Below are 25,358 nucleotides of genomic sequence, written 5' to 3' on the forward strand. Positions count from 1 at the left end.
GTGGAGAATTCGTAGTGCATCTGATTATCACGGACGCCAGGCTGGCGCGCAGCCGGGCCATTCACTTGTCGGGCACCCGCCTGATCCTTGCAGGGCTCTTGCTGTCGCTGTGCCTCATGCTAGTGGCTGCGACGCTGTACCACTGGGTGTTTCTCAAGGGCGCGCGTGAAGGCTGGCCGATTGTGGGGTCATTGGTACGGTTGGTCGTCAAGGACGAGTTTGCAGAGCGGGACCGTTTCATGCGTGCCAATCTGGATGCCATGGCCCGCCGCGTTGGCGAGATGCAGGCCCGCATGGTGCAGCTGGAATCCTTGGGCGACCGCGTGCTGGGCCTTGCAGGCATGGCGCCGGCCGATGTCCAGAAGTCCGATGGGCGTGGAGGGGTGTTGGTCAGTGCACGCAATCTCTCCATGGAGGAACTGCAATCCACCCTTGACGAGCTGGAGCGCCTGACCAACCAGCGTGTGGATTTGATGACCGTGCTCGAATCGCGCCTTTTTGACCAGCACATCCGCAAGAAGATGATTCCTACCCATGCGCCTGTCACCGGACGGGTGCCGGGCTCGGCGTTTGGCTGGCGCGTAGACCCAATCACCGGCCAGTCGGCCTTGCACACGGGCCTGGATTTTCAGGCAGATACCGGAACACCGATCTTGGCAGCTGCGGGGGGTGTAGTCGTGACGCAGGAATACCATCCGGCTTACGGCAACATGATCGAGGTGGACCACGGCAACCAGCTGGTCACGCGCTACGCCCACGCATCGCGCACCTTGGTCAAGCAGGGCGACATCGTACGCCGTGGCCAGAAGATTGCCGAAGTGGGAACCACAGGGCGTTCCACCGGTCCCCACCTTCACTTTGAGGTGCTGGTGCAAGGGGTTTTCCAGGACCCACAGAAGTTTCTCAGCGCTGGTGGCACGGCTGCGGGCGCGCAGGTTGCGGCGATCCAGCCGCACGCATCGCCCGGCCAGCCGGCCACACCTGCAGCGGGCAGGTAAAATCGCGGGTCCGGTGTTCACGGCCCGGGATTGCAGTGCTTGCAATCCTTGGTGATGGACCCACCTGAACTCAATTCATCTTAGGGATTTCGGTCGCTTGACGCGCTGCTTGCAGCGGGGCAGGCGGTCCTGTTCGCATGGCCACCAACTTCCTCACCAAACTATTCGGCAGCCGCAACGACCGGCTCCTCAAGCAGTACCGCAAGACGGTGACCCGCATCAACGCGATGGAGCCCGACTACGAGAAACTGTCGGACGAGCAGCTCAAGGCCAAGACGCAGGAGTTCAAGGAGCGAGTGGCCAAGGGCGAATCGCTGGATGACATCCTGCCCGAAGCCTTTGCCGTGGTGCGCGAGGGCTCCAAGCGCATCATGAAGATGCGGCACTTTGATGTGCAGCTGCTGGGTGGCATGGCATTGCACTTTGGCAAGATCTCCGAAATGCGGACGGGCGAGGGCAAGACCCTCACCGCTACCTTGCCCGTGTACCTCAATGCCCTGTCGGGCAAGGGTGTGCACGTGGTGACCGTGAACGACTACCTCGCCAACCGCGATGCGCAGTGGATGGGGCGGCTGTACAACTTCCTGGGCCTCACGGTGGGCATCAACCTGCCCAACATGCCGCGCGAGCAAAAGCAGGAAGCCTACCGCGCTGACATCACTTACGGTACCAACAACGAATACGGCTTTGACTACCTGCGCGACAACATGGTCTACGAAGCGCAGGACCGCGTGCAGCAAGGCCTGAACTTCGCCATCGTCGATGAGGTGGACTCGATCCTGATCGACGAAGCCCGCACACCGCTGATCATCAGCGGCCAGGCCGAAGACCATACGGCGATGTACATCGCCATGAACAAGGTGGTGCCCCTGCTGGTGCGCCAGGAAGGCGAAGCCGACCCGCGCACGGGTGAAGGCGTGACCAAGCCTGGCGACTTTACGCTGGACGAGAAGACGCACCAGGTGTTCCTGACCGAGCAGGGCCACGAGAGCGCTGAGCGCATCCTGGCCAGCCAGGGCCTGATTGCCGAGGGGGTCTCGGTGTACGACCCGGCCAACATCACGCTGATGCACCATCTGTATGCAGCGCTGCGTGCCAACCACCTGTATCACCGCGACCAGCACTATGTGGTGCAAAACGGTGAGATCGTGATCGTGGACGAGTTCACCGGCCGCCTGATGTCGGGCCGCCGCTGGAGCGAAGGCCTGCACCAGGCCGTGGAAGCCAAGGAAGGCGTGAACATCCAGGCCGAAAACCAGACGCTGGCTTCGATCACCTTCCAGAACTATTTCCGCCTGTACAACAAGCTCGCCGGCATGACCGGCACGGCCGATACCGAGGCTTACGAGTTCCAGGAAATCTACGGCCTGGAAACCGTGGTCATCCCGCCGAACCGCCCCAGCCGCCGCGACGACCAACTGGACCGCGTTTACAAGACCACGCGCGAGAAATACGAAGCCGCCATCAAGGACATCCGTGAATGCCACGAGCGCGGCCAGCCCGTTCTGGTGGGCACCACGTCGATCGAGAACTCTGAAATCATCGACCAGCTCCTGAACAAGGAAGGCCTGCCGCACCAGGTGCTGAACGCCAAGCAGCATGCACGGGAAGCGGACATCGTGGCCCAGGCAGGCCGTGCGGGCATGATCACCATCGCGACCAACATGGCCGGTCGCGGGACCGACATCGTGCTGGGCGGCAACATTGAAAAGGATGTGGCGGCCATCGAGGCCGACGAGACCCTGTCTGAAACGGAGCGCGCTGCCAAGGTGGCGGCGTTGCGCGAACAGTGGAAGATCGATCACGAGAAGGTCAAGGAACTGGGTGGCTTGCGCATCATTGCGACCGAGCGCCATGAGTCCCGCCGCATCGACAACCAGTTGCGCGGCCGCTCGGGCCGTCAGGGCGACCCCGGCTCGTCGCGTTTCTACCTGAGCCTGGACGATTCCCTGATGCGCATCTTCGCGGGCGACCGCGTCAAGGCCATCATGGACCGCCTGAAGATGCCCGATGGCGAAGCCATCGAAGCCGGCATCGTGACGCGCAGCATCGAGTCGGCCCAGCGCAAGGTGGAAGCCCGCAACTTCGACATCCGCAAACAGCTGCTGGAATACGACGATGTGTCCAACGACCAGCGCAAGGTGATCTATCAGCAACGCAACGACATCCTGAATGCGGCGGATCTGTCCGATGTGATCGCTGCCATGCGCGAAGACTGCATGACCGATCTGGTGCGGCAGTATGTGCCCGCCGAATCGGTGGAAGAGCAGTGGGACCTCGCCGCGCTGGAGAAGGTGCTGGCCGAAGAATGGCAGGTATCGATTGCCTTGCAGCAGGTGGTGCAGGGCGCCAGCGCCATCACCGACGATGAAATCCTGGAGAAGGTGCTGGCCGCTGCCCATGCCTCTTTTGACGCCAAGGTGGCGCAGGTTGGGCGCGAGAACTTCACGCAGTTCGAGCGCATGGTGCTGCTGCAGAGCTTCGACTCCAATTGGCGCGACCACCTCTCCGCACTGGACTATCTGCGCCAGGGCATTCACCTGCGTGGCTATGCGCAGAAGCAACCCAAGCAGGAATACAAGCGCGAGGCCTTCGAGCTGTTCCGCCAGCTGATCGACCAGGTCAAGAACGAAGTCACCAAGATCCTCATGACCGTGCAGGTGCAGTCGCAGGAGCAGCTGGACCAGGCCGCACAAGAGATGGAAAGCCGCGGCGAAAGCATTGCCAACGTGACCTATACCGCGCCGACTGAAACGGGTGAGGTCGAAACTACGGTGGATGCGCAGGCACAGGACTTGGCGCTGCCGGAGGGCATGCGCGTGGGCCGCAATGATCCGTGTCCTTGTGGCAGCGGCAAGAAGTACAAGCAGTGCCACGGCAAGCTTGCTTGATTTCCTGATCCACACAACACGGGCTTCGGCCCGTGTTTTCATTGGCGTGCCACGGTTTTCCGGATAATCGGCCGCAGTTTTTTGAGAAGGACCTCCATGCCCGTCAATCTAGTTGCCCCCGTTGCCGCCGATCTGCACCCGATAGCTGGCGTCCGCATCGGTGTTGCCGAAGCCGGTGTCCGCAAAGCCAACCGCAAGGACCTTACCGTGTTCCTGCTGGACGAGGGCGCCAGCGTGGCGGGCGTGTTCACGCAGAACCGCTTTTGCGCTGCCCCGGTGCAGATCAGCCGCGACCACCTTGCCAGCGGGCAGCCCATCCGCGCCATGCTGATCAACACCGGTAATGCCAACGCTGGCACGGGCGCTGATGGCCTGGCGCGTGCGCGCGCCACCTGCGTGGCCCTCGCGCGCCAGCTCAGTGTCGCGCCCGAGCAGATCCTGCCGTTTTCCACCGGCGTGATCATGGAGCCGTTGCCCAACGACCGCATCGAGGCTGGCCTGCCCGCCGCCATTGCCGACGCGCAGCCGGGCCACTGGGCCCGCGCCGCAGAAGGCATCATGACCACGGACACGTTGCCGAAGGCCTTCTCTGCGCAGGCGCAGGTCGGCGGCGTGACGGTGTCCATCACCGGCATCAGCAAGGGCGCGGGCATGATCCGGCCCAACATGGCCACCATGCTCGGCTTCATGGCCACGGACGCTTGCGTGGCCCCTGCCGTCATGCAGCAGCTGGCCCGCGAGTTGGCCGATGGCTCGTTCAACCGCGTCACCATCGATGGCGACACCTCCACCAACGATTCGTTTGTGGTGGTGGCGACCAACAAGGCCGCGCATGCGCCCATCACTTCTCTGGCAAGCGCCGAGGGCCAAGCCCTCAAGGCCGCCATGCTGGCGGTATCGCAAAAGCTCGCCCAGGCCATTGTGCGCGACGGCGAAGGCGCTACCAAGTTCATCACCGTGCAGGTAGAAGGTGGCAAGACCGGCGAAGAGTGCCGCAAGGTGGCCTACGCCATCGCCCATTCGCCCTTGGTCAAAACCGCGTTCTATGCCAGCGACCCAAACCTGGGCCGCATCCTCGCGGCCGTGGGCTACGCGGGCATTGACGACCTCGACCAGACCGGTATCGATCTCTACCTGGACGACGTACACGTAGCCATTCAGGGCGGACGCAACCCCGCCTACCGCGAGGAAGACGGCCAGCGCGTGATGAAGCAAAGCGAGATCACAGTGCGCGTGCTGCTGGGCCGGGGCGAGGCCTCCGACACGGTGTGGACCTGCGATTTCAGCCACGAATACGTCACGATCAATGCGGACTATCGTTCGTAAAGAATGCTCCTAATTTGATAGCTTTTGGCGCTTGATAGATAAGCGCTAGGCCCGAAATGAATCAAAAATTTGAACATCTGATCGAGCGGGCCGAGCAGCTGATCGCCCGCATCGAGTCTGTGCTGCCCCAGCCCCTGGGAGCGCCGGACTGGTCTTTGTCCATCGCCTGGCGTTACCGCAAGCGCAGCAGTGGCCACGGCACCCTGGAGCCCGTGCGCCATGTGGCCGCGATGCAGCTGGCGGATCTCAAAGAGATCGACGGGCAAAAGGAAAAGATCCAGCGCAACACCGAGCAGTTTGTGTTGGGCAAGCCCGCCAACAACGTGCTGCTGACCGGTGCGCGTGGAACCGGCAAGTCGTCGCTCATCAAGGCCTGTCTGAATGCGTACGCCGGGCAGGGCCTGCGCCTGATCGAGGTGGACAAGGCGGATCTGGTCGACCTGCCGGATATCGTGGATGTGGTGGCCGACCGGCCGGAGAAGTTCATCATCTTCTGCGATGACCTGAGCTTTGAAGACGGCGAGCCCGGCTACAAGGCGCTCAAGTCGATCCTGGATGGATCGGTGGCCGCCGCCACCCCCAATGTGCTGATCTACGCCACGAGCAACCGGCGCCACCTGTTGCCCGAATACATGGCCGAAAACCTCACGTACACCCATACCGAGGATGGCGAAGTGCATCCCGGCGAAGTGGTGGAGGAAAAAATTTCACTGTCGGAGCGGTTTGGCCTGTGGGTGAGCTTCTACCCCTTCAGCCAGGAGGAGTACCTGACCATCGTCGCCCAGTGGCTGGCCTCCTTCGGGGTCTCTGGCGCCGCGATTGCTGCGGCCCGGCCCGAGGCGCTGGTCTGGGCGCTGGAGCGCGGCTCGCGCAGTGGCCGCGTGGCCTACCAGTTTGCGCGTGACTATGCGGGGCGCCACGATGGTTGATTCTGTGGCCGTATCCGCTGCTGCGCCTGCAACACCGGCCGCGACCACGGCGCGCAAGCACACCGAGGTGGCTGTCGGTATCCTCTTGCGGGCCGATGGCGCGATGTTGCTCTCCACACGCCCGCCGGGAAAGCCTTATGCCGGGTATTGGGAGTTTCCGGGCGGCAAGGTCGAAGCGGGCGAAACTGTGGAGCAGGCGCTGCGCAGAGAGCTGGTGGAAGAGCTGGGTGTGACCATCGGCGCTGCCAGTGTCTGGAAAGTCACGGAACATGACTACCCACATGCCCTGGTGCGCTTGCACTGGTGCAAGGTCTGGGAATGGTCGGGCGAGTTCGAAATGCGCGAAGGGCAGACCATGGAGTGGCAGCAGATGCCACTGACGGTGTCACCGGTGCTGCCCGGTGCCTACCCGGTGCTGCAGTGGCTCGCTGAAGAGCGTGGCCTGGAATATTCGCCGGAATGACTTTCGTTTGCTGCTGAATTGATAGCTGCTAGCGCCTCACTGGTACGCGCTAGAGCCCAATTTTGTTTGAAATCCTGGGCAATTCCCAGTCGAGGTCAGTGCTGCAGGCGAGGATCGCCATAAGGTTCGTCGGCGGGTGGAGCCTCTGCAGGCATGCGGAAATCCTCGCTGGCCCAGGCGCCGAGGTCGATCTGCTTGCACCGCTCGCTGCAGAATGGGCGGTACACGTTGGCGGGGCTGTAGACACTGTCACCGCCACAACTGGGGCAGGTGACGATGCGTGCTCGTGGTTGGGTGTGCGTAGAGTTGGCCATGCTCGTCGTCGTTCTCAATGTCCTTGCCTGCTGCCTATCTGGCGCCGCAGCTTACGCGCACAGGGTCAGCTCGAAGGCCGCATCTTCATTGCTGGCATGCAGGCGCCCATCACTTTCCAGGCGCATGAGCCGCACCGAGACGATCAGGCGGTTGCCACTGATCTCGGGAATCAGGTTCAGGGCCGGGTCAATGCGCAGACGCAGCAACTGGAATGTGCGGCCCTGCGGCAGGTTCTGCTGAAATTGACCGCGCTCTGCTGCCACCTTCTGGGGAACGCCAGAGTCGCGCAGCAGCTTGAGCAACACATAGATGGATTCGGCCAGCGGGGCCAGGGTCGATGCCCACTCTTCGAGGGCCTGCTGGCGCACACCCGGTTCATGGTGCTGCCACGCGTAATACGCAGGCAAATCGAACCCGCAGGTGCCACCGGGAATGCCCACCCGGCTGCGGATGCTCATCAGCCAGTCGTTTTCGGTGAGCAAGTGTCCGGACTTGCCTGATTGGGTGTTGAGAGCTGTGAAACAACGGTCGAGCTGGGCAATGACTGCGTCAAGGGCCGCTTCGGAGATCGAGGGATTGCCACGGTAGCTATCGAGCTGGTGCTTGTGCTTCTCGATGTCCTTGAGCACATCCGACTTGAGGTCGGCCCGTGCCGCCACATCCATGATTTCGAAGATGGTTACCAGCGCAAAGTGGTGGTCGAGCGCGTGGGAGCGGGGAATCAGTTCTCCCAACCGGCGGAACAACTGCTCAAGCCGCAGATAGGTTCTGAGACGCTCGTTAAAGGGATATTCGTAAAGGATCACGCTGGCGGGTTCCTGGGGGCTCAGGGAGTATTCTGACGCCGGTGGCGCACGGCATGGGGTGAAAGCACAAACGGTTTCGTTCGCATCATAGCCCGAACAGCGTGGCCACTTGCTGGGTCTGCAGGCGCAGGTCCTCTAGCGAGCAATCCCTGTCGTTGGCAATCACGGCATCTGCCACGGCTCGGCGCGCCGTGCGGCTTGCCTGTGAGGCGATGATGCCTTGCACCACCTCTCGCGCCAGGCCGCTGCGTTGCATGACCCGCTGGATCTGAGTTTCTTCAGAGCAATCCACCACCACGACCGCATCGAGCCTGCGGGCCCACCGGCCGGATTCCGCCAGCAACGGGATGTCAAACACGATCAGGGCATGGCCTTGGTCCGCAGCCTGCTGGGCCTTCGCGTTGCTATGCAGGGTAACCAGAGGGTGCACGATCCCTTCGAGTTGGGCGCGTGCCTCGGGGTGGCTGAAGACCAGAGCCCGCATTCGCGCGCGGTCCAGTGCGCCGGACGCATCCACGAAGTCTGCCCCGAAAGTGGCGCTGATTGCGTCCATGGCCGCTCCTTGAGGGCCTGTCACGTCGCGAGCCAGCTGGTCTGCATCGATCAGGCTGCCTCCCAGCGCGGCGAACATGCTGCCCACGGTGCTCTTTCCGCTGCCAATGCCCCCGGTCAAGCCAAGGCGCAAGGGGCGCCTGCGCGGATTCATCGTTTATAGGCCCAGAAGGTTCAAGACAGCGTTAAGGATTGCGTTGGGGCCAAACACCATAGCGGTAAAACCAGCGCCGACCAGGAAGGGGCCGAAAGGGATGTAGCCGCCTTCACGCAGGCTGCTGAAGACTTTCATCCCGATACCGATGACGGCACCGATGACTGAGGACATCAGGATGATGGGGATCAGGGCCTGCCAGCCAAACCAAGCACCCAATGCGGCAAACAGCTTGAAATCCCCATAGCCCATGCCTTCCTTGCCCGTGGCGAGCTTGAATCCCCAGTAAACCAGCCAGAGCGAAAGATACCCCGCTGCCGCGCCGAGCACGGAGGCATACAAGGGCACCTCAATCCACTGCAGCGCGGAAGCGAGCAGGCCAGCCCACAGCAACGGCAAAGTGATGTCGTCCGGGAGCAGGGTCGTGTCCCAGTCGATGAACGCCAAGGCGACCAAGGCTGCCGAGAACCCGCACCAGACGAGCCCCGTGGGCGTCATCCCCCAGCGCTGGATGCACAGGAAGAAAAGGGCCCCCGTCGCCATCTCGATCAAGGGATAGCGTACCGAGATCCGCGCCTTGCACGCGGAGCAACGCCCGCGCAGAAAAAGGTAGCTCAAAACAGGGATGTTCTCGTACCACTGGACCATGTGCCCACACGATGGGCAGCGGGAACGGGGAACCATGAGGTTGAACCGCTCCTGTTCAGGACGTGCGGCACCGGCATCTCCTTGCGCGCTCTGCGCCTGCGCTGCCCGGATCTCCTCAGCCCACTGGCGTTCCATGATTTTAGGAAGCCGGTAGATGACCACATTGAGAAAGCTACCGATCAGAAGCCCTAATATCCCACCCAAACTTGCATTCCACCAAGCGGTCATCTCCATTACACAACTTGGCCGAGTTTGAAGATTGGGAGGTACATGGAGACGACGATGCCGCCAATCAGCGTACCCAGGAACACGATGATGATGGGCTCCATCAAACTGGACAAGCCCGCCACCATTTCGTCCACTTCTGCCTCATAGAAATCCGCAGCCTTGCCCAGCATGTGGTCAATGGAACCTGATTCTTCCCCGATGGCGCACATCTGAAGGACCATGGAGGGAAAAATATTTGCGTTGCCCATGGCTGCGGTCAGGCTGGTACCGGTAGAGACTTCCTGCTGGATTTTTTCGGTTGCCATGGAATACACCGAATTGCCCGAAGCACCACCGACGGAGTCCAGAGCTTCAACCAGTGGCACCCCTGCCGCAAACATCGTGGACAGAGTACGTGTCCAGCGCGCAACGCAGGATTTGTCGATCAAAGCCCCAAAAATCGGAATCTTCAATAGCACGCGATCCATGAACATCTGCATTTTTTCATTTCTTTTCCAGGCCTGCATGAAAAAGAAAAAGCCTCCACCAATTACACCGAAGATCAACCACCACCACTTTACAAATATTTCACTAATACCCATCACGAAAAGTGTAGGAGCGGGTAAATCGGCACCAAATGATGAAAAAACTTCCTTGAATGCAGGGATCACAAAAATCATGATAATCGTAACCACTACAAAGGCAACGATTACCACGGAAATGGGATACATCAAAGCCGATTTGATTTTTGATTTGATGGCCTCCGTTTTTTCCATGTAGGTGGCTAAACGGTCCAGCAGGGCTTCTAAAATACCGGCTGCTTCGCCTGCTTCCACGAGATTGCAGTAGAGGCTATCGAAATACATGGGATGCTTGCGAAATGCAGCATTCAGGGAAGTGCCTGTTTCGACATCGGAGCGGATGTCGTTGAGTAGTTTGGTAACACTTGCGTTGGTATTCCCTCGTCCCACAATATCAAACGATTGCAGAAGTGGAACGCCTGCTTTCATCATGGTGGCAAGTTGACGCGTGAACAACGCGATGTCTTTGGGTTTGATCTTCTTGCCAGAACGCATCCGGCGTTTCTTAATCTTGGTGGGAAAAACGCCCTGGCGGCGGAGCGTGGCTTGCACCTGGTTCTCGCCAGACGCACGCACCTCGCCCCGCACTATCTTGCCATGGCGGTCTTTGCCTTCCCATTCAAAAACAAAATCCTTGATATCCCGTGATGCAGCGGTTGCCATGCTGGACCCTCTAGTCGTTATTCGTTGGTGACGGCAAGCACTTCTTCGAGCGAGGTGAAGCCAAGTCTTGCCTTGTGTAGGCCGGATTCGCGGAGTGAGCGCACGCCTTCTGCTCTCGCCTGTTCAGCGATTTCAAGTGCACTCCCGTCGCGCAGGATGATACGTTGGATGTCCTCAGAGATCGGCATGACTTGGTAGATGCCGACCCGTCCCTTATATCCGTTGTTACAAGCGGAGCAGCCTACGGGGCGGTACGTGACCCAGCTTCCATCAATTTCTTCTTCTTTGTACCCTGCTTCGAGCAGCGATTCATGCGGTATATCGGCCGGCGCCTTGCAGGTGGGGCACAACCTGCGGGCCAAGCGCTGCGCTGTGATGAGAATAACGCTGGAAGCAATATTGAACGGGGCGATCCCCATATTGCGCATGCGCGTCAAAGTAGTGGGGGCATCATTGGTGTGAAGCGTTGATAACACCAAATGCCCCGTTTGTGCTGCTTTGATGGAAATGTCCGCAGTTTCCAGATCACGGATTTCGCCGACCATGATAATGTCAGGATCTTGCCGCAGAAAGGATTTGAGGGCTACCGCAAAGGTTAGTCCAGCCTTTTCATTCACATTGACCTGGTTAACGCCTGGAAGATTGATTTCGGATGGATCTTCCGCTGTGGCAATATTGACGCCTGGCTTGTTGAGAAGATTCAAGCAGGTATAAAGGGAAACGGTTTTGCCGGAGCCCGTGGGGCCCGTAACCAAAATCATTCCATAGGGACGCCCAATGGCTTCGAGCAGGCGCTCTTTCTCTTGGGGTTCATAGCCCAATGCATCAATACCCAGCTTGGCGCTGCTGGGGTCCAGAATACGGATAACAATCTTTTCCCCAAACAAGGTCGGGAGGGTGCTGACCCGGAAATCAATGACTCTGTCCGGGCCCACCTTGAGTTTCATGCGTCCGTCTTGCGGTACCCGCTTTTCAGAAATGTCCAGGCGAGAAATCACCTTGATGCGAGATGCGAGCTTGTCCTTGATGGCTATTGGTGGGGACGCGATTTCTCGCAATTCACCATCAATCCGAAATCTCACGCGGTATTGATGCTCATAAGGTTCAAAATGTAAATCGGACGCACGCATGTTGAATGCGTCCAGAAGCATTTTGTGCAAGAACTTGACGATGGGAGCATCTTCTACATCAGTAGCTCCGGTATCGTTATTGTCTGGCGCCTCTTCGATGGGTGAGTCGTCAAATTCAAAATCACCACCACCACCCGTCAGCGTCTCCAAAGATTCACTGGCCGATTTGGTGGTGGTTTCTACCAGGCGGCTGAGCTTGTCATACTCAGCAATAATCCAGTCCACCCCCATCTGGGTGGTGAATTTTATTTTTTCGGCTGCTTCCTGGTCCGTAGGGTCTGCAGTTGCAACAATCAGGCGATTATTGCGCTTGCTGAGCACAACAACCCGATATGCTTGGCATATCTTACCGTCGAGCAGTTCTTTCGGAAGCCGTGACGGATCAATCGCATCCAGGTCGAGTAAGGGTGCACCAAACACAGCCGACACGGTATGGGCCAAGTCGGCAGCTGACACCGCGCCAGAACCGGTCAGTTCGGCAATAAAGCTGGTCCGGCTAGTTTGTGATTTTTTGTAAATGTCCTCTGCTGCCTTTTGGGTCAGCTTGCCAGCAGACATCAGGGCCCTGCCCAATCCGGGGAGGGCCACTGCGGAGGCTTCTTTGGGGGCAGTATCGACAGCGGCCATGTAACCGGAAATATGTTAGGTGTGGAAAAGAAACCATCCTATCATCACCGATCATCTGAAGGCTGTACAGAGATTCAAGATTGGCAACAGCACCACAAAAAGGGTGCTATTGCTGAAAATGCACTGGTATTTATGGTCGGGGTGAGAGGATTCGAACCTCCGGCCTCTACGTCCCGAACGTAGCGCTCTACCAGGCTAAGCTACACCCCGTGTGCCGCTATTGCGCTCAGAAGCTGATGCAATGGGCAGATCAGTTGCGTCTTGTAAGCAACTGTGCGGCCAATTCTAGCAAAGCTGCTGAATATGCGTTGGTTGGTAATTGCTCTGCAGCCGCCATGGCCCGGCGGGCCTCGCTAAAGGCGGCGGCCCGTGTGACTTCCAGTGCGCCGGTCTCGCGGACGATTTGCGCGATGTCTGCCAGTTGGTCGGTCGAGCCTTGTTCAATGGCTTGGCGCACGACCTGCGCCTGAATTTCGGTGCCGCGCTCCATGGCAGCGATGAGGGGGAGGGTGGACTTGCCTTCGCGCAGATCGTCCCCCAGGTTTTTCCCCATCTCAGTCGCATCCCCGTCGTAGTCGAGGACGTCGTCAATGATCTGGAAAGCGGTGCCCAACGCTTGTCCGTAGGTTGCGCAAGCTTCCTCAATTTCAGGCGAGCTCTCGGCGAGTACTGCGCCGAGGCGTGCGCTGGCTTCAAACAGTTTGGCGGTTTTAGAGCGAATGACGCGCAGGTAACCCGCTTCGTCGAGCGATGCGTCATGCATGTTCATCAGCTGCAACACCTCACCCTCGGCGATCACGTTGGTGGCCTCCGAGAGTATCTCCATGATCCGCATGCTGCCCGCCTCGACCATCATCTGGAAGGAGCGGGTGTGCAGAAAATCCCCAACAAGCACGCTGGCGGGGTTGCCAAAGGTTTCGTTCGCCGTGGGTCGGCCTCTGCGCAGGGTGGATGCGTCCACGACATCGTCGTGCAGCAGTGTGGCGGTGTGGATCAGTTCCACAACGGCCGCGAGGCTGTGCCGATGTGCGCCCCGATACCCCAGGGCGCCGCAGACCATCAGCAGCAGTGCCGGTCGCAGGCGTTTTCCGCCAGCGGCAATGATGTACTGCGATATCTGGGCCACCAGAGGGACGCTGGACGTCAGGCGCTGACCAATGACCTTGTCGACCTCGTGCATGTCTTGTGCAACGAGCAAGAGAGGGGATGCTGCGGGGGCGGTGTGGTCAGTCAAGATGGTGGTCACAGAAAGAGACCGGATTATAGGAAGCACCGGAGGCGCTTCGTTGCGACCATCGAGGCGGCGGTGCTGTCGCTGAAAGCGGGGGGTGGTGTGTTGTATTGCAATGCGCTATACTCTTGGGCTCTGCGGAAATTCGTCTGCAGAACTCATATCAAGAGGTCAACATGTACGCGGTCATAAAAACCGGCGGCAAGCAGTATCGCGTTGCTTCCGGCGAAAAAATTAAAGTAGAACAGATTGCTGCGGACGTAGGCCAGGAAATTGTGATCGACCAGGTTCTGGCTGTCGGCAACGGCGCTGAACTGAAGGTTGGTACGCCCCTGGTGTCCGGCGCAACCGTGAAAGCCACTGTCGTGGCCCACGGCAAGCACGACAAAGTGCACATCTTCAAGATGCGCCGTCGCAAGCACTATCAAAAACGCCAAGGCCATCGCCAGCAGTTCACTGAGCTGCAAATCGGTGCGATTGCTGCTTAATCGAAGGAGCTAGTCATGGCACAGAAAAAAGGCGGCGGCTCTACGCGAAACGGACGTGACTCCAAGCCAAAGATGCTGGGTGTCAAGGCGTTCGGTGGTGAACTGATCAGCGCTGGCTCGATCATCGTGCGCCAACGTGGCACACGTTTCCATCCCGGCAACAATGTCGGCGTGGGCAAGGACCACACCTTGTTTGCCTTGGTGGACGGCCACGTGTCGTTCGGCACCAAGGGTGCGTTGTCCAAGTCCACGGTCAATGTGACTCCTGCCTGAGGTTCGTTCCTCTGGTAGCCATCGAAGCCCCGCTTTGCCGGGGCTTTGTTGTTTGGTCTGTACGATGGCGCTCAAGTCGTCGGCAGACGGCGCCTGCAAGGCGTTCCGCAGTTCCGACAGAATCAGGCAGTCTGCTGCTGGTGCTGCGCCCTTTTGTAAACTGGATATCCCATGAAGTTCGTCGATGAAGCCTTTATTGACATTGCCGCCGGTGATGGTGGCAATGGCTGCGTGTCTTTTCGGCACGAAAAGTACAAGGAATTCGGCGGTCCCAACGGCGGGGACGGTGGTCGCGGCGGGCATGTTTTTGCCGTGGCTGATCCGAACCTGAACACCCTGGTGGACTTTCGCTATTCGCGCAGGCACGAGGCCAAGCGGGGCGAGCATGGCATGGGATCGGATATGTTTGGTGCGGCTGGTGCTGACATCACCCTCAAGATGCCGGTCGGCACCATCATCACAGACGCCGAAACGGGTGAGGTGCTCTACGAGCTGCTGAACCCGGGCGAGGTCATCACCATTGCAAAGGGTGGTGATGGCGGCTTTGGCAATATGCGCTTCAAGAGCGCTATCAACCGGGCCCCGCGCCAGAAGACACCAGGCTGGCCCGGCGAGAAGAAGAACCTGAAGCTGGAGTTGAAGGTGCTGGCCGACGTGGGCCTGCTGGGCATGCCCAATGCGGGTAAGTCCACCTTCATCACGGCGGTGTCCAACGCTCGCCCCAAGATTGCAGACTATCCCTTTACGACGCTGCATCCCAACCTGGGTGTGGTTCGCGTGGGGCCGGAGCAGAGTTTTGTGGTGGCTGATATTCCCGGTCTCATCGAAGGCGCTTCGGAAGGTGCGGGCCTCGGGCACCAGTTTCTGCGCCATCTGCAGCGCACCCGCCTGCTGCTGCACATTGTGGATCTGGCGCCTTTCGACGATGCGGTGGACCCGGTGGCCCAGGCCAAAGCCATCGTCAACGAGCTCAAGAAGTATGACCAGCAGCTGTACAACAAGCCGCGCTGGCTGGTGCTGAACAAGCTGGACATGGTGCCCACCGAAGAGCGGGAAGCCCGTGTGAAGGATTTCGTCAAGCGCTTCAAGTGGAAGGGGCCGGTGTTTGAGATTTCTGCCCTGACGCGTGAAGGCTGCGAGCCGCTGATCCATGCGATCTTCCGCCATGTGCAGTCCGAACAGCGGGTGGAGAACGAGCCAGTGGAAATTGATCCACGTTTTGCAGGGGATGCGCCAGCCTGATTTGTAGTCACGGTCTGCGTTCTCATTTGCTATATTAATAATAGCTATTGGCGCTTTTTGGATAAGCGCTAGCGGCCAAAAATACTTAAAAAATGGTTTCCAGCGTATTGCGTGACGCCCGCCGCATCGTGGTCAAGGTAGGCTCCAGTCTTGTGACCAACGAGGGCCGTGGCCTCGACGAAACCGCCATTGGCGAGTGGAGCCGTCAGCTTGCGGCTCTGGTGCGTGGCGATGGTGGGGTGCCGCGCGAGGTTGTGATGGTGTCCAGTGGTGCCATTGCCGAAGGCATGAAGCGCTTGGGCTGGACCACGCGGCCGAACGAAGTTCACGAGCTGCAGGCCGCCGCTGCCGTTGGGCAGATGGGGTTGGCGCAGATGTACGAAACCAAGCTGCGCGAGCAAGGCATGGGCAGCGCGCAGGTGCTGCTCACCCACGCGGACCTGGCCGACCGCGAGCGCTACCTGAATGCGCGCTCGACCCTGCTGACGCTCTTGCGCCTGGGCGTGGTGCCGGTGATCAATGAGAACGACACCGTCGTCAACGACGAAATCAAGTTCGGCGACAACGACACCCTGGGCGCCCTGGTGGCGAACCTGGTCGAGGCCGACGCGCTGATCATCCTCACCGACCAGAAGGGCCTGTACACGGCCGACCCGCGCCGCGATGTGTCCGCGCAGTTTGTGCACGAAGCCAAGGCCGGCGACCCAGCGCTGGAGGCCATGGCCGGTGGTGCGGGTTCCAGCATTGGCAAGGGCGGCATGATCACCAAGATCCTTGCGGCCAAGCGCGCTGCTGGTTCTGGCGCCTCCACGGTCATTGCCTGGGGGCGCGAATCCGATGTGCTGGTTCGCCTCGTTCAAGGGGAGGCGCTGGGTACGCTCCTTGTGGCCCAGACGCAAAAAAAGCAAGCCCGCAAACAGTGGATGGCCGATCACCTGCAATTGCGCGGCTCGGTGGTGGTGGACGCGGGGGCGGCCGCCAAGGTGCGTGATGAAGGCAAGAGTCTGCTGCCTATCGGTATGACGGCTGTGGAGGGTGACTTTTCGCGCGGCGACGTGATTGCCGTGCGCGACGCATCCGGCACCGAAATCGCCCGTGGCCTGGCCAACTATGCTGCGGCCGAGGCCAGAATGTTGTGCCGCAAGCCTTCGACCGAATTCGAAAAGCTCCTGGGTTACGTTGCCGAGCCAGAGATGGTGCATCGAGACAACATGGTGCTGGCCGCCAGCTGATGGCGAAAGCCAGCAGCCAACAAGGCTACTCAAAGACACCATCAGTCCACCAACAAAAACGCCTGCGATTTGCAGGCGTTTTTCATGGGACTGGCGATCACCTCGCCAATGAATTAACGCGGCGTGGTGACCGCAGGCAGTCCGTCCAGCTCTCCGGGCACACTGTTCTGCGGATCCGGATCGAAACTGGCCCCCGGTGGAAGCTCCATGCCCGGATTGATCAGCATGGACCCCGTCCGAAACATGGTGCCCGCGTGTTCGCCCTCGCGCGTGCGCATGCCACTGCGCAGGTAGCGGTTGCGCTGCTCGTGGCGAGGCAGGAAGCGGGCCAGTTCCGTCAGCGCCATTTCATAGACGCCACGCTTGAATTCGACCACGACATCCAGCGGAACCCAGTAGTCGTTCCAGCGCCAGGCGTCGAATTCCGGATGGTTGGTGGCACGCAGGTTCAGGTCCCAGTCGTGTCCTACCAGTTGAAGCAGATACCAGATTTGTTTCTGGCCCTTGTAGTGTCCGCGTGCATCGCGGCGGATGTACCGGTCAGGCACCTCATAGCGCAACCAGTCCCGGGTGCGGGCCACCACGCGTACGTGGTTGGGCAATAAGCCCACTTCTTCATGCAGCTCACGGAACATGGCTTGCTCGGGAGTTTCTCCCCGGTCAATGCCACCCTGCGGAAACTGCCAGCTGTGGGTGCGTATACGCTTGCCCCAGAACACCTGGTTTTTCTGGTTGAGCAGGATGATGCCGACGTTCGGCCGAAAGCCGTCCCGGTCAAGCATAATCAAACCCCAAATTTTTAAACTGTGTCCATTATGCACGGCGCCTAGCGCGCAGCAAGTGGACGGCCCCGTTCTGCCTGCAATCGATTCCGATGAAAGCCTCCCAATTCTTTATTTCCACCCTCAAGGAAGCTCCGGCGGATGCCGAAGTGGTCAGCCACAAACTCATGACGCGGGCGGGGCTGATCAAGAAGCTGGGCGCTGGCATCTATAACTACATGCCCATGGGGCTGCGGGTGATCCGCAAGGTGGAAGCCATCGTGCGCGAGGAAATGAACCGTGCAGGCGCCGTGGAACTGACCATGCCTGTGGTGCAGCCCGCTGAGCTCTGGCAGGAAACGGGTCGCTTTGAAAAGATGGGCCCCGAGTTGCTTCGCATCCAGGACCGCCACGGGCGCGACTTCGTGGTGCAGCCCACCAGCGAAGAAGTGATCACTGACATCGCGCGCCAGGAGCTCAAGAGCTACAAGCAGCTGCCGAAGAACTTCTATCAGATCCAGACCAAGTTCCGCGACGAGCGCCGTCCGCGCTTCGGCCTGATGCGCGGACGCGAGTTCATCATGAAGGATGCTTATAGCTTCGACCGCGACCAAGCCTCGGCCAAGGCCAGCTACCAGGTCATGGCGCAGGCTTACCGCCGCATTTTTGACCGCTTTGGCCTGACCTACCGCGCCGTGGCGGCCGACAGTGGTGCCATCGGTGGCGACCTCTCCGAAGAGTTCCAGGTGATCGCTGCCACGGGCGAAGACGCCATCGTCTACTGCCCACAGAGCGACTACGCCGCCAACATGGAAAAAGCCGAAGCGCTGGCCCCTGCCGGCCCACGCGGCGCAGCCACTCAGGAGTTGACCAAAACGGCCACGCCTGGCAAGAGCACTTGCGCCGATGTGGCAGAACTGCTCGGCGTGCCTCTGAACACTACGGTCAAGTCGCTCGTGCTGGCTACAGACGAAACCAACGAAGCCGGCGAAATTGTCAAGACCCAGGTCTGGCTGCTGCTTCTGCGCGGCGACCACGACATGAACGAGATCAAGGTGGGTAAGGTGCCGGGGCTGGCGGGTTTCCGTTTTGCCACGGTGGGCGAAATCGAAGACCATTTCGGCTGCAAGCCCGGTTACCTGGGCCCCATCGGCCTGAAGAAGCCTTTGAAGATCGTGGCCGACCGCGAAGTCGCCCTGATGGCTGACTGGATCTGCGGCGCCAATGAGGTGGACTTCCACATCACCGGCGTGAACTGGGGCCGCGACCTGCCGGAGCCCGACGCCGTGGCCGACCTGCGCAATGTGGTGGCGGGCGACCGCTCGCCCGACGGCAAGGGCGAGCTGGCGATTGAGCGCGGTATTGAAGTGGGTCATGTGTTCTACCTGGGCACCAAATACAGCAAGGACATGAACGCCACCTTCCTTGGTGACGACGGCAGGCCCGCATTTTTTGAAATGGGCTGCTACGGCATTGGCGTCACGCGCTTGCCCGCTGCGGCCATCGAGCAAAACCACGACGAGCGCGGCATCATCTGGCCCGACGCGATTGCCCCCTTCACCGTGGTGGTCTGCCCCGTAGGCATGGACCGCAGCGAAGGCGTCAAGGCCACGGCCGAACAGCTCTATGCCGACCTGCTGGCTGCGGGCGTCGACGTAATCTTGGACGACCGGGGTGAGCGCCCCGGTGCCATGTTTGCCGACTGGGAACTGATCGGTGTGCCCCACCGCGTGACCATTGGCGACAAGAGCCTCAAAGACGGCGTGGTCGAGTACCAGCACCGCCGTGACCCAGCGGCCACCAAGGTGGCGGTGGCAGACATCCTGGCCCACGTGAAGGGCCGCATGGCGGTATGAACGCGGCGCGGCTGGTTTCTGCGGCGGGCACAGCTCCCGATGATAGGGGCTGTGTATCCCGGCGCGTGTGCCTGACGGCGCTGTCGGCTCTGTCCGCACCTGCGGTTTGGCTGGCGGCGCCCTCGCTGGCCCATGCGGGCGGGCAGCTGGAAGAGCCCCTGATGGACTCTGTGCGCACCGCCCTCAGTTCGGCCATTGCCAACCAGGCACCGCCAGAGCCCCATTTTTTCACCACCGAAGCCCGCATTCACTACGTGCGCTGGCTCGCCGCCATGAGCGACCGCCTGCGCCGCCGCAAGCCCGAGTGGGAGGTTCGTCGCGACTTCCTGCAGACCGCCTGGTACGAATCCAAGCGCGCCGGGCTCGATGTGTCCCTGGTTCTGGGCCTGATCCAGGTGGAGAGTGCGTTCCGCAAATACGCGGTGTCCAGCGTGGGCGCACGTGGTTACATGCAGGTCATGCCCTTCTGGACACGGGTGATTGGGGATGGTGACCCGGGCAAGCTGTTTCACATGCAGACCAATCTGCGCTTTGGTTGTGTGATCTTGCGGCACTACATCGACCGGGAGCGGGGCGACCTGTTCATGGCGCTGGGGCGCTATAACGGCAGCCGCGGGCGCTCACCGTATCCAGACGCAGTGTTTCGCGCACAGCGCAACTGGTTGTTTGCCGAGGGTTCACAGCTGCCCGCTGCCTGATTTGCTATTGTTTATATAGCTGCTTGCGCTTGTCCATCAAGCGCTAAATGCCAATTTGGCTGATTGTCTGAAACTCTGCAAGCGGCAACGGGAGTCAGCTCCCGAAAAGCCGATGGTGCCCGTTCGCCCACAGGCCTAGCTCGAAGTCGGCGCAGCGCTGTCTGCTGGGGAGGCCTGGATGGTCTGGCCGGAACCTGCTGACTGGGCGGTACCGAGGCGAGACACCATGACCTGGTCGATGCGGTAGCTGTCCACGTCCAGCACCTCGAACTTGTAGCCACCCCAGCTCACGCTGTCCGTCCGGCGCGGAACGCGCCGCAGCATCACCATCAGGAACCCGGCCAGGGTTTCGTAGTCGCCCGCGTGGGGCAGCTCGTCCAGCGACAGTGCGCGCAGCACGTCCTCGACCGGTGTGACGCCGTCGATGAGCCACGAGTTTTCATCGCGCCGCACAATCTGCTCTTCATCCGCCGGGCCCACCAGGTCGCCCATCACGGTGCTCATCACATCGTTCAGGGTGACCACGCCCACCACCAGGCTGTATTCGTTGACGATGACGGCAAAGTCTTCATGCACCTGGCGGAACTGTTCCAGCACCTCCGACAGCGTGAGCCGGTCTGGGACGATCAGCACCTTGCGCACCAGACTGTCATCGGCCAGCGAAATGGGCTGGTTGTTCAGCACGCGCTGGAACAGGTCCTTGGCATCCACATAGCCCACCACATGGTCGATGTCCCCCTCGCACACGGGGTAGGTTGAGAAAGGCTCGGCCGCAATGCGCAGGCGGATCACGGAGTCCGGCTCGTCGCGCAAGAAGAAGGCCACACGGTCGCGCGGCGACATGGCGCTGGACACCATGCGCGTGTCCAGTTCGAACACATTCGTGATGACCTGCTGCTCGCGGGCGGCCAGCACACCGGCACGCGCACCCGCTTCCATCATCGCCAGGATGTCATCCGAGGTGATGCGGTCGTCCCGCAACGACGACATGCCCAGCACCCGGAACAGCGCATCCGCCCCCCGGCTGTAGAACCACACCACAGGGCGCAGCAGCGCCATGCACCAGGCCATGGGCTGCGCCAGCCGCACCACCAGCCGCTCGGGCTCGGCCATGCCCAGGCGCTTGGGGAACAGGTCGGCAAACAGGATGAAAAGGGAGGTGATGACCAGGAACGAGGCGAGAAAGCCCGCCTTCTGCGCGGCTGATTCCGACAGCCACAGGCCGAACAGCGTGGTGAAGTGGGGGCTCAGCGCACCTTCGCCCACGATACCGCCCAGGATGGCCACGGCGTTCTGCCCCACCTGCACCACGGTGAAGTAGTCGCCCGGCTGCTCCTGCATGCGCAGCACCTGGTCCGCCCTGGCATCCCCTTCGTCGGCCATCTGCCGCAGGCGCAGGCGGCGCGCTGCGGCGAGCGAGATCTCGGCCATGGAGAAAAAGGCGCTGGCTGCAATCAGCAGCCCGATGACAAAGAGGCTTTGGGAGAGGGTCATGAATGGCGACGGAGCGTGGCGCTGCGGCACACCGGATGACTGAGTGTATCTGGGCGTTCCGCAGGCACCTACCCCAGGTGTGCACACACCGGGGGGGGGCTGGTGGGCCTTCGGGGTTGGGGCCCCGAAGGCCAGTCCTGCGGGCGAGCGCAGGACTGGCGGCGGGGGCCTTGTTATTGCACGAAACCGATGCGGCTGCGCCCTGACGCCGCCTTGGGCAGATCAGCAATCTCCACGGTGGACCGGCGGTCCAGCCGCGCGTTGCCAAAGCCCGTCATCAGCGCCCGCCGCATCTCGCGCGGGGGCATCTGGGCCAGGTGGTCGAGCACGTCATCCAGCGGCTCGGGGTCGATCAGGCGGCCCCAGTCATGCCCCGCGCGGATGCCCTGGTACAGATTGCGGGCGATGGTGCGGGCTTGATCCAGCGTGGGCGCCTCCACCTCAAACACGTTCATGCGGTTCAGGATGGGGTCGGGGATGCCGCGCGTGTCGTTGGCTGTGGTGATCCAGATCACCTGGCTCGCGTCGATGGCCACCTCGGCAAACTCGTCGGTAAAGCTCTGGGCCGTGTCGTATTCGAGCAGGCTGTACAGCGCGCCCAGCGGGTCGTATTGCGCATCGCTGCTGGCCTTGTCGATCTCGTCCACCACGATCACGGGGTTGGCGTATTCGCCCTCGACCAGCGCTTCAAACACCTTGCCGGGCCGCGCGCCCTTCCACTGGGCCGACGAGCCCGACAGCAGCCAGCCCGCGGTCATCGAACTCATGGGCAGCAGGTTCATGCCCGTGCCCAGCAGCTCGGCCAGATGGCGTGCAAAGTGGGTCTTGCCGATGCCGGGCGGGCCCAGCAGCAGCATGGGCGTGACTTCCAGGCCGTCGCTGCTGTCCTGCGCCAGCGCCACATGGCGCTTCACATCGTCCAGCACCTCGGTGAAGTTGGGCAATTGTTCGTACAGGCTGGCCATGTCGGGGATGCCCGAGGGCTTGACCTGAAAACGCTCCGGGCCGCGCTCCAGCATGCGTTCGTACACGGTGCGCAGGGTTTCGTATTCGCGCTGGTTGCCCGACTCTTGCAGCCGTGCAAGCTTGCGTTCCACATCACCCGGATGGAACACGTTGCGCATCTGGGCCACCGGCAGGCGCAGGGCGGGGGACTGGGGAACAAGGCTATGGCTGGTCATTGCATGCTCCTGTGAGGGTTACGTCACGCAACCATTCAAGCACACAACATGCCCGCTGCTCCATCGGAAAAGCCCCTGATTGGTGCCTCTGTTGCGGGCAAACAAAAAGGCCGCCCGAAGGCGGCCTGTTGGCGGGTGGCGCAACGGCTGCGTCGATCAGCCTTCGGTGCCCAGCACCTGCTTGAGTTCGCCCGACTCGTACATCTCCATCATGATGTCCGAGCCGCCGATGAACTCGCCCTTCACGTACAGCTGGGGGATGGTGGGCCAGTTGCTGTATTCCTTGATGCCCTGGCGGATGGCGTCGTCTTCGAGCACGTTGACGGTGACCACGCTCTTGGGGTCCACGCCGCAGGCCTTGAGGATCTGGATCGCGCGGCCCGAGAAGCCACACATGGGGAAGCTGGCGTTGCCCTTCATGAACAGCAGGATGTCGCTGGATTTGACGAGGGTGTCGATGCGTTGTTGGGTGTCGCTCATGGGTAAAACTCCTTGAATGGGGCTGGCGGGCAGAGGGTGGCAGGGAGCCCGCAATGGGGTGGATTATTTCACTGTCTTCGGCAAAGGCCACTGCCCGCCCGTGCAACGCGCAATGCCAGCGAGGTCATTGCGGCTTTGTACCTGGGCAAAGCCCTGGGCGGCCAGCAGCGCCTGCACAGCCTCTGCTTGGTCGTAGCCATGCTCCAGCAGCAGCCAGCCGCCGGGGCGCAGGTTGGTGGGTGCCTGGGCCACGATGGTGCGGATGTCTTCCAGGCCGTCTGCGCCGCTGGCCAGGGCCTGCAGTGGCTCGTGCGTCAGCGCGGCCAGGTGCGGATCGGCGCTGGGGATGTAGGGCGGGTTGGAGACGATGGCATCGAAGGGGCCCTCCACGCCCGCCAGCCAGTTGGCTGGCTGGAACTGCACGGGCAGGCCCAGCCGCTCAGCGTTGGCCTGCGCTACGGCCAGGGCATCGGCACTGGCATCCACCGCCAGCACCTGGGCGTCGGCGCGCTGGCTTTGCAGCGCCAGGGCAATCGCGCCGCTGCCGGTGCCCAGGTCCACCACGCGCGGCGATGCCAGCGGGGCGATGACCTCCAGCGCCCAGTCCACCAGCGTTTCGGTGTCGGGGCGCGGGTCCAGCACGCGCGCGTCCACCTGCAGTGGCAGGCCGTAGAACTCCTTGCGGCCGGTGAGGTAGGCCACCGGTTCGCCCGCCAGGCGGCGCTGGCACAGGGCCATGAACTGGCCGCGTGCGGCTTCGTCCATCGCGTCCGTATCGTGGGCCAGCAGCCAGGCGCGGCCCGCATCGGGGCGCCCCACGGCGTGCAGCAGCAGCAGTTGCGCGTCGATGCGTGCCAGGCCCAGCGTGTGGGCCTGGGCCAAGGCCTGGGCGAGGGTGGGTGGGGCGGATTTCACTATGATTTTGATAGCTGCTTGCGCTGGATGGTCGGGCGCAAGAGGCCAATTGGGTTCAAATTTTGGAAAAACTCAGCCTGTGGCGCCCATCTCCAGCTCTTCCAGCTGCTCAGCCTCGCGCGCATGCTGCAGCGCCTGCAGCACATCGGCCAGATCGCCTTCCATCACGTACAGCAGCTTGTACAGCGTGAGGTTGATGCGGTGGTCCGTCAGCCGCCCCTGCGGGAAGTTGTAGGTGCGGATGCGGTCGCTGCGGTCGCCGCTGCCGATCAGGCCCTTGCGCAGCGCGGCCTCTTTGGCGGCGCGCTCGCTGCGCTCTTTTTCTTGGATGCGGGCCTGCAGCACCTGCAGCGCCTTGGCCTTGTTGCTGTGCTGGCTGCGGCCGTCCTGGCATTCGGCCACGATGCCGGTGGGCAAGTGCACCACGCGCACGGCCGAGTCGGTTTTGTTGATGTGCTGGCCGCCCGCGCCGCTGGCGCGGAAGGTGTCGATGCGCAGGTCGGCCGGGTTGAGCTTGATGGCCTCGTGCTCGTCGGGCTCGGGCATCACGGCCACGGTGCAGGCGCTGGTGTGGATGCGGCCCTGCGTCTCGGTGGCGGGCACGCGCTGCACGCGGTGGCCGCCGGATTCGAACTTGAGCGCGCCATAGACGTGGTCACCCTCAATGCGCAGCACGATTTCCTTGTAGCCACCCAGCTCCGCCGCGTTCTCGCTCACCACTTCCACCTTCCAACCCACGTTGGCGGCGTAGCGGGTGTACATGCGGGTCAGATCGCCCGCAAACAGGGCCGATTCGTCGCCACCCGTGCCCGCGCGGATTTCGACAAACGCATTGCGCGCATCGTCGGGGTCCTTGGGCAGCAGCAGGCGCTGCAGTTCATCCTCCAGCTGCACCAGTTCGGCCTCGGCGCTGGTGATTTCTTCCTGCGCCATTTCGGCCATGTCGGGGTCGGCCAGCATCTCGCGGGCGCCCGCCAGGTCGGCCTCGCGCTGCTGGTAACGGGCATAGCGGCCTGCGACTTGCGTCACCTCGGCATGCTCGACGGAGATGCGCCGGTACTGCGCCATGTCGCTCATGATGTCTTCGCGCGAGAGCAGGAAGTCGAGTTCGCCCAGGCGCTGTGCGTAGCGCTCCAGTTGGCTGCGGAGAAAGGGTTTCATGGAATTCTGGAAAAATGGTTTGCTACATATTTGGTAGCTGGTGGCGCTTGTGTATC

Annotated in this window: 24 protein-coding genes and 1 tRNA gene; 11 read left to right on the forward strand and 14 right to left on the reverse strand. The window is 61.4% G+C overall.

Translation table 11 applies throughout. The features are described from left to right. Positions 1–14: 14 nt before the first annotated feature. The 5 genes from C8C94_RS23605 to C8C94_RS23625 all read left to right on the forward strand — a co-directional run bounded on the left by C8C94_RS23605 (position 15) and on the right by C8C94_RS23625 (position 6,607). Positions 15–998: a M23 family metallopeptidase gene (locus tag C8C94_RS23605; RefSeq protein WP_228898777.1), complete on the forward strand. Its 984-nt coding sequence runs from the start codon at positions 15–17 to the stop codon at positions 996–998. A 137-nt stretch (positions 999–1,135) separates the two neighbouring features. Further along, entirely contained in the window at positions 1,136–3,889 is a 2,754-nt protein-coding gene (gene secA / locus C8C94_RS23610; protein WP_121422445.1) for a preprotein translocase subunit SecA, read from the forward strand. Positions 3,890–3,985: 96 nt separating this feature from the next. After that, positions 3,986–5,215 carry a bifunctional glutamate N-acetyltransferase/amino-acid acetyltransferase ArgJ gene (argJ, locus tag C8C94_RS23615; RefSeq protein ID WP_121422446.1) on the forward strand — a complete coding sequence of 410 codons (1,230 nt, stop codon included), beginning with the start codon at positions 3,986–3,988 and terminating at the stop codon, positions 5,213–5,215. Between the two features lie 56 nt (positions 5,216–5,271). After that, positions 5,272–6,144 carry an ATP-binding protein gene (locus C8C94_RS23620; RefSeq protein ID WP_121422447.1) on the forward strand — a complete coding sequence of 291 codons (873 nt, stop codon included), beginning with the start codon at positions 5,272–5,274 and terminating at the stop codon, positions 6,142–6,144. After that, complete coding sequence (locus tag C8C94_RS23625; RefSeq protein WP_121423053.1) at positions 6,137–6,607, forward strand: NUDIX domain-containing protein; 471 nt, start codon at positions 6,137–6,139, stop codon at positions 6,605–6,607. The genes C8C94_RS23620 and C8C94_RS23625 overlap by 8 nt, the downstream gene beginning before the upstream one ends. A gap of 95 nt (positions 6,608–6,702) precedes the next feature. Here the strand turns inward: C8C94_RS23625 and C8C94_RS23630 are convergent, their stop codons facing one another. The 8 genes from C8C94_RS23630 to C8C94_RS23665 form a co-directional block, all read right to left on the reverse strand. Next, a complete protein-coding gene (locus C8C94_RS23630) occupies positions 6,703–6,921 on the reverse strand; it encodes a DNA gyrase inhibitor YacG (protein WP_055399187.1) in 219 nt (72 codons plus the stop codon). A 51-nt stretch (positions 6,922–6,972) separates the two neighbouring features. Then, the gene (zapD, locus tag C8C94_RS23635) at positions 6,973–7,728 is read right to left on the reverse strand and encodes a cell division protein ZapD (protein WP_055399185.1); all 756 of its coding nucleotides are present in this window, start codon (positions 7,726–7,728) and stop codon (positions 6,973–6,975) included. An 85-nt stretch (positions 7,729–7,813) separates the two neighbouring features. Continuing rightward, entirely contained in the window at positions 7,814–8,434 is a 621-nt protein-coding gene (gene coaE / locus C8C94_RS23640) for a dephospho-CoA kinase (RefSeq protein ID WP_121422448.1), read from the reverse strand. 3 nt (positions 8,435–8,437) lie between these two features. Then, the gene (locus tag C8C94_RS23645) at positions 8,438–9,316 is read right to left on the reverse strand and encodes an A24 family peptidase (protein WP_121422449.1); all 879 of its coding nucleotides are present in this window, start codon (positions 9,314–9,316) and stop codon (positions 8,438–8,440) included. Next, positions 9,316–10,533, reverse strand: coding sequence for a type II secretion system F family protein (locus C8C94_RS23650; RefSeq protein WP_121422450.1), 1,218 nt, complete (start codon positions 10,531–10,533; stop codon positions 9,316–9,318). Before C8C94_RS23650 ends, C8C94_RS23645 begins: the two co-directional genes overlap by 1 nt. A 17-nt stretch (positions 10,534–10,550) precedes the next feature. Then, on the reverse strand, positions 10,551–12,290 hold the full coding sequence (pilB, locus tag C8C94_RS23655) for a type IV-A pilus assembly ATPase PilB (protein ID WP_121422451.1): 1,740 nt from the start codon (positions 12,288–12,290) through the stop codon (positions 10,551–10,553). A 133-nt stretch (positions 12,291–12,423) separates the two neighbouring features. Continuing rightward, positions 12,424–12,500, reverse strand: a tRNA-Pro gene (locus tag C8C94_RS23660). Between the two features lie 40 nt (positions 12,501–12,540). Next, complete coding sequence (locus tag C8C94_RS23665) at positions 12,541–13,470, reverse strand: polyprenyl synthetase family protein (protein WP_121422452.1); 930 nt, start codon at positions 13,468–13,470, stop codon at positions 12,541–12,543. Positions 13,471–13,697: 227 nt separating this feature from the next. On the opposite strand from C8C94_RS23665, the gene rplU reads away from it, so the two are divergent. From rplU to proB, 4 genes are all read left to right on the forward strand, one after another. After that, complete coding sequence (rplU, locus tag C8C94_RS23670) at positions 13,698–14,009, forward strand: 50S ribosomal protein L21 (RefSeq protein ID WP_005794184.1); 312 nt, start codon at positions 13,698–13,700, stop codon at positions 14,007–14,009. A gap of 15 nt (positions 14,010–14,024) precedes the next feature. Next, positions 14,025–14,282 carry a 50S ribosomal protein L27 gene (gene rpmA, locus C8C94_RS23675; protein ID WP_008905145.1) on the forward strand — a complete coding sequence of 86 codons (258 nt, stop codon included), beginning with the start codon at positions 14,025–14,027 and terminating at the stop codon, positions 14,280–14,282. Positions 14,283–14,453: 171 nt separating this feature from the next. Next, entirely contained in the window at positions 14,454–15,524 is a 1,071-nt protein-coding gene (gene cgtA / locus C8C94_RS23680) for an Obg family GTPase CgtA (RefSeq protein ID WP_055399173.1), read from the forward strand. Between the two features lie 92 nt (positions 15,525–15,616). Next, a complete protein-coding gene (gene proB / locus C8C94_RS23685) occupies positions 15,617–16,756 on the forward strand; it encodes a glutamate 5-kinase (protein WP_121422453.1) in 1,140 nt (379 codons plus the stop codon). 113 nt (positions 16,757–16,869) lie between these two features. Here proB and C8C94_RS23690 read toward each other — a convergent pair whose 3' ends face one another. Continuing rightward, the gene (locus tag C8C94_RS23690; RefSeq protein WP_055399169.1) at positions 16,870–17,538 is read right to left on the reverse strand and encodes an RNA pyrophosphohydrolase; all 669 of its coding nucleotides are present in this window, start codon (positions 17,536–17,538) and stop codon (positions 16,870–16,872) included. 92 nt (positions 17,539–17,630) lie between these two features. Between C8C94_RS23690 and C8C94_RS23695 the strand changes: the two genes are divergently transcribed. Together C8C94_RS23695 and C8C94_RS23700 are read left to right on the forward strand one after the other, a co-directional pair. After that, on the forward strand, positions 17,631–19,373 hold the full coding sequence (locus C8C94_RS23695; protein WP_121422454.1) for a proline--tRNA ligase: 1,743 nt from the start codon (positions 17,631–17,633) through the stop codon (positions 19,371–19,373). Beyond that, complete coding sequence (locus C8C94_RS23700) at positions 19,370–20,071, forward strand: lytic transglycosylase domain-containing protein (protein ID WP_121422455.1); 702 nt, start codon at positions 19,370–19,372, stop codon at positions 20,069–20,071. The genes C8C94_RS23695 and C8C94_RS23700 overlap by 4 nt, the downstream gene beginning before the upstream one ends. A gap of 135 nt (positions 20,072–20,206) precedes the next feature. Here the strand turns inward: C8C94_RS23700 and C8C94_RS23705 are convergent, their stop codons facing one another. The 5 genes from C8C94_RS23705 to prfA form a co-directional block, all read right to left on the reverse strand. Beyond that, on the reverse strand, positions 20,207–21,565 hold the full coding sequence (locus tag C8C94_RS23705) for a hemolysin family protein (protein WP_121422456.1): 1,359 nt from the start codon (positions 21,563–21,565) through the stop codon (positions 20,207–20,209). A gap of 173 nt (positions 21,566–21,738) precedes the next feature. Then, positions 21,739–22,746, reverse strand: coding sequence for an AAA family ATPase (locus C8C94_RS23710; RefSeq protein WP_121422457.1), 1,008 nt, complete (start codon positions 22,744–22,746; stop codon positions 21,739–21,741). A gap of 156 nt (positions 22,747–22,902) precedes the next feature. Further along, positions 22,903–23,226: a Grx4 family monothiol glutaredoxin gene (grxD, locus tag C8C94_RS23715; protein ID WP_121422458.1), complete on the reverse strand. Its 324-nt coding sequence runs from the start codon at positions 23,224–23,226 to the stop codon at positions 22,903–22,905. Between the two features lie 63 nt (positions 23,227–23,289). After that, the gene (prmC, locus tag C8C94_RS23720; RefSeq protein ID WP_121422459.1) at positions 23,290–24,141 is read right to left on the reverse strand and encodes a peptide chain release factor N(5)-glutamine methyltransferase; all 852 of its coding nucleotides are present in this window, start codon (positions 24,139–24,141) and stop codon (positions 23,290–23,292) included. 72 nt (positions 24,142–24,213) lie between these two features. Next, positions 24,214–25,302 (reverse strand): peptide chain release factor 1, encoded by a 1,089-nt coding sequence (gene prfA, locus C8C94_RS23725; protein ID WP_121422460.1) that lies wholly within the window; start codon positions 25,300–25,302, stop codon positions 24,214–24,216. Between the last annotated feature and the right edge of the window lie 56 nt (positions 25,303–25,358).

The sequence above is a fragment of the Acidovorax sp. 94 genome (genome assembly GCF_003634645.1).
Taxonomy (GTDB): Bacteria; Pseudomonadota; Gammaproteobacteria; order Burkholderiales; family Burkholderiaceae_C; genus Acidovorax; species Acidovorax facilis.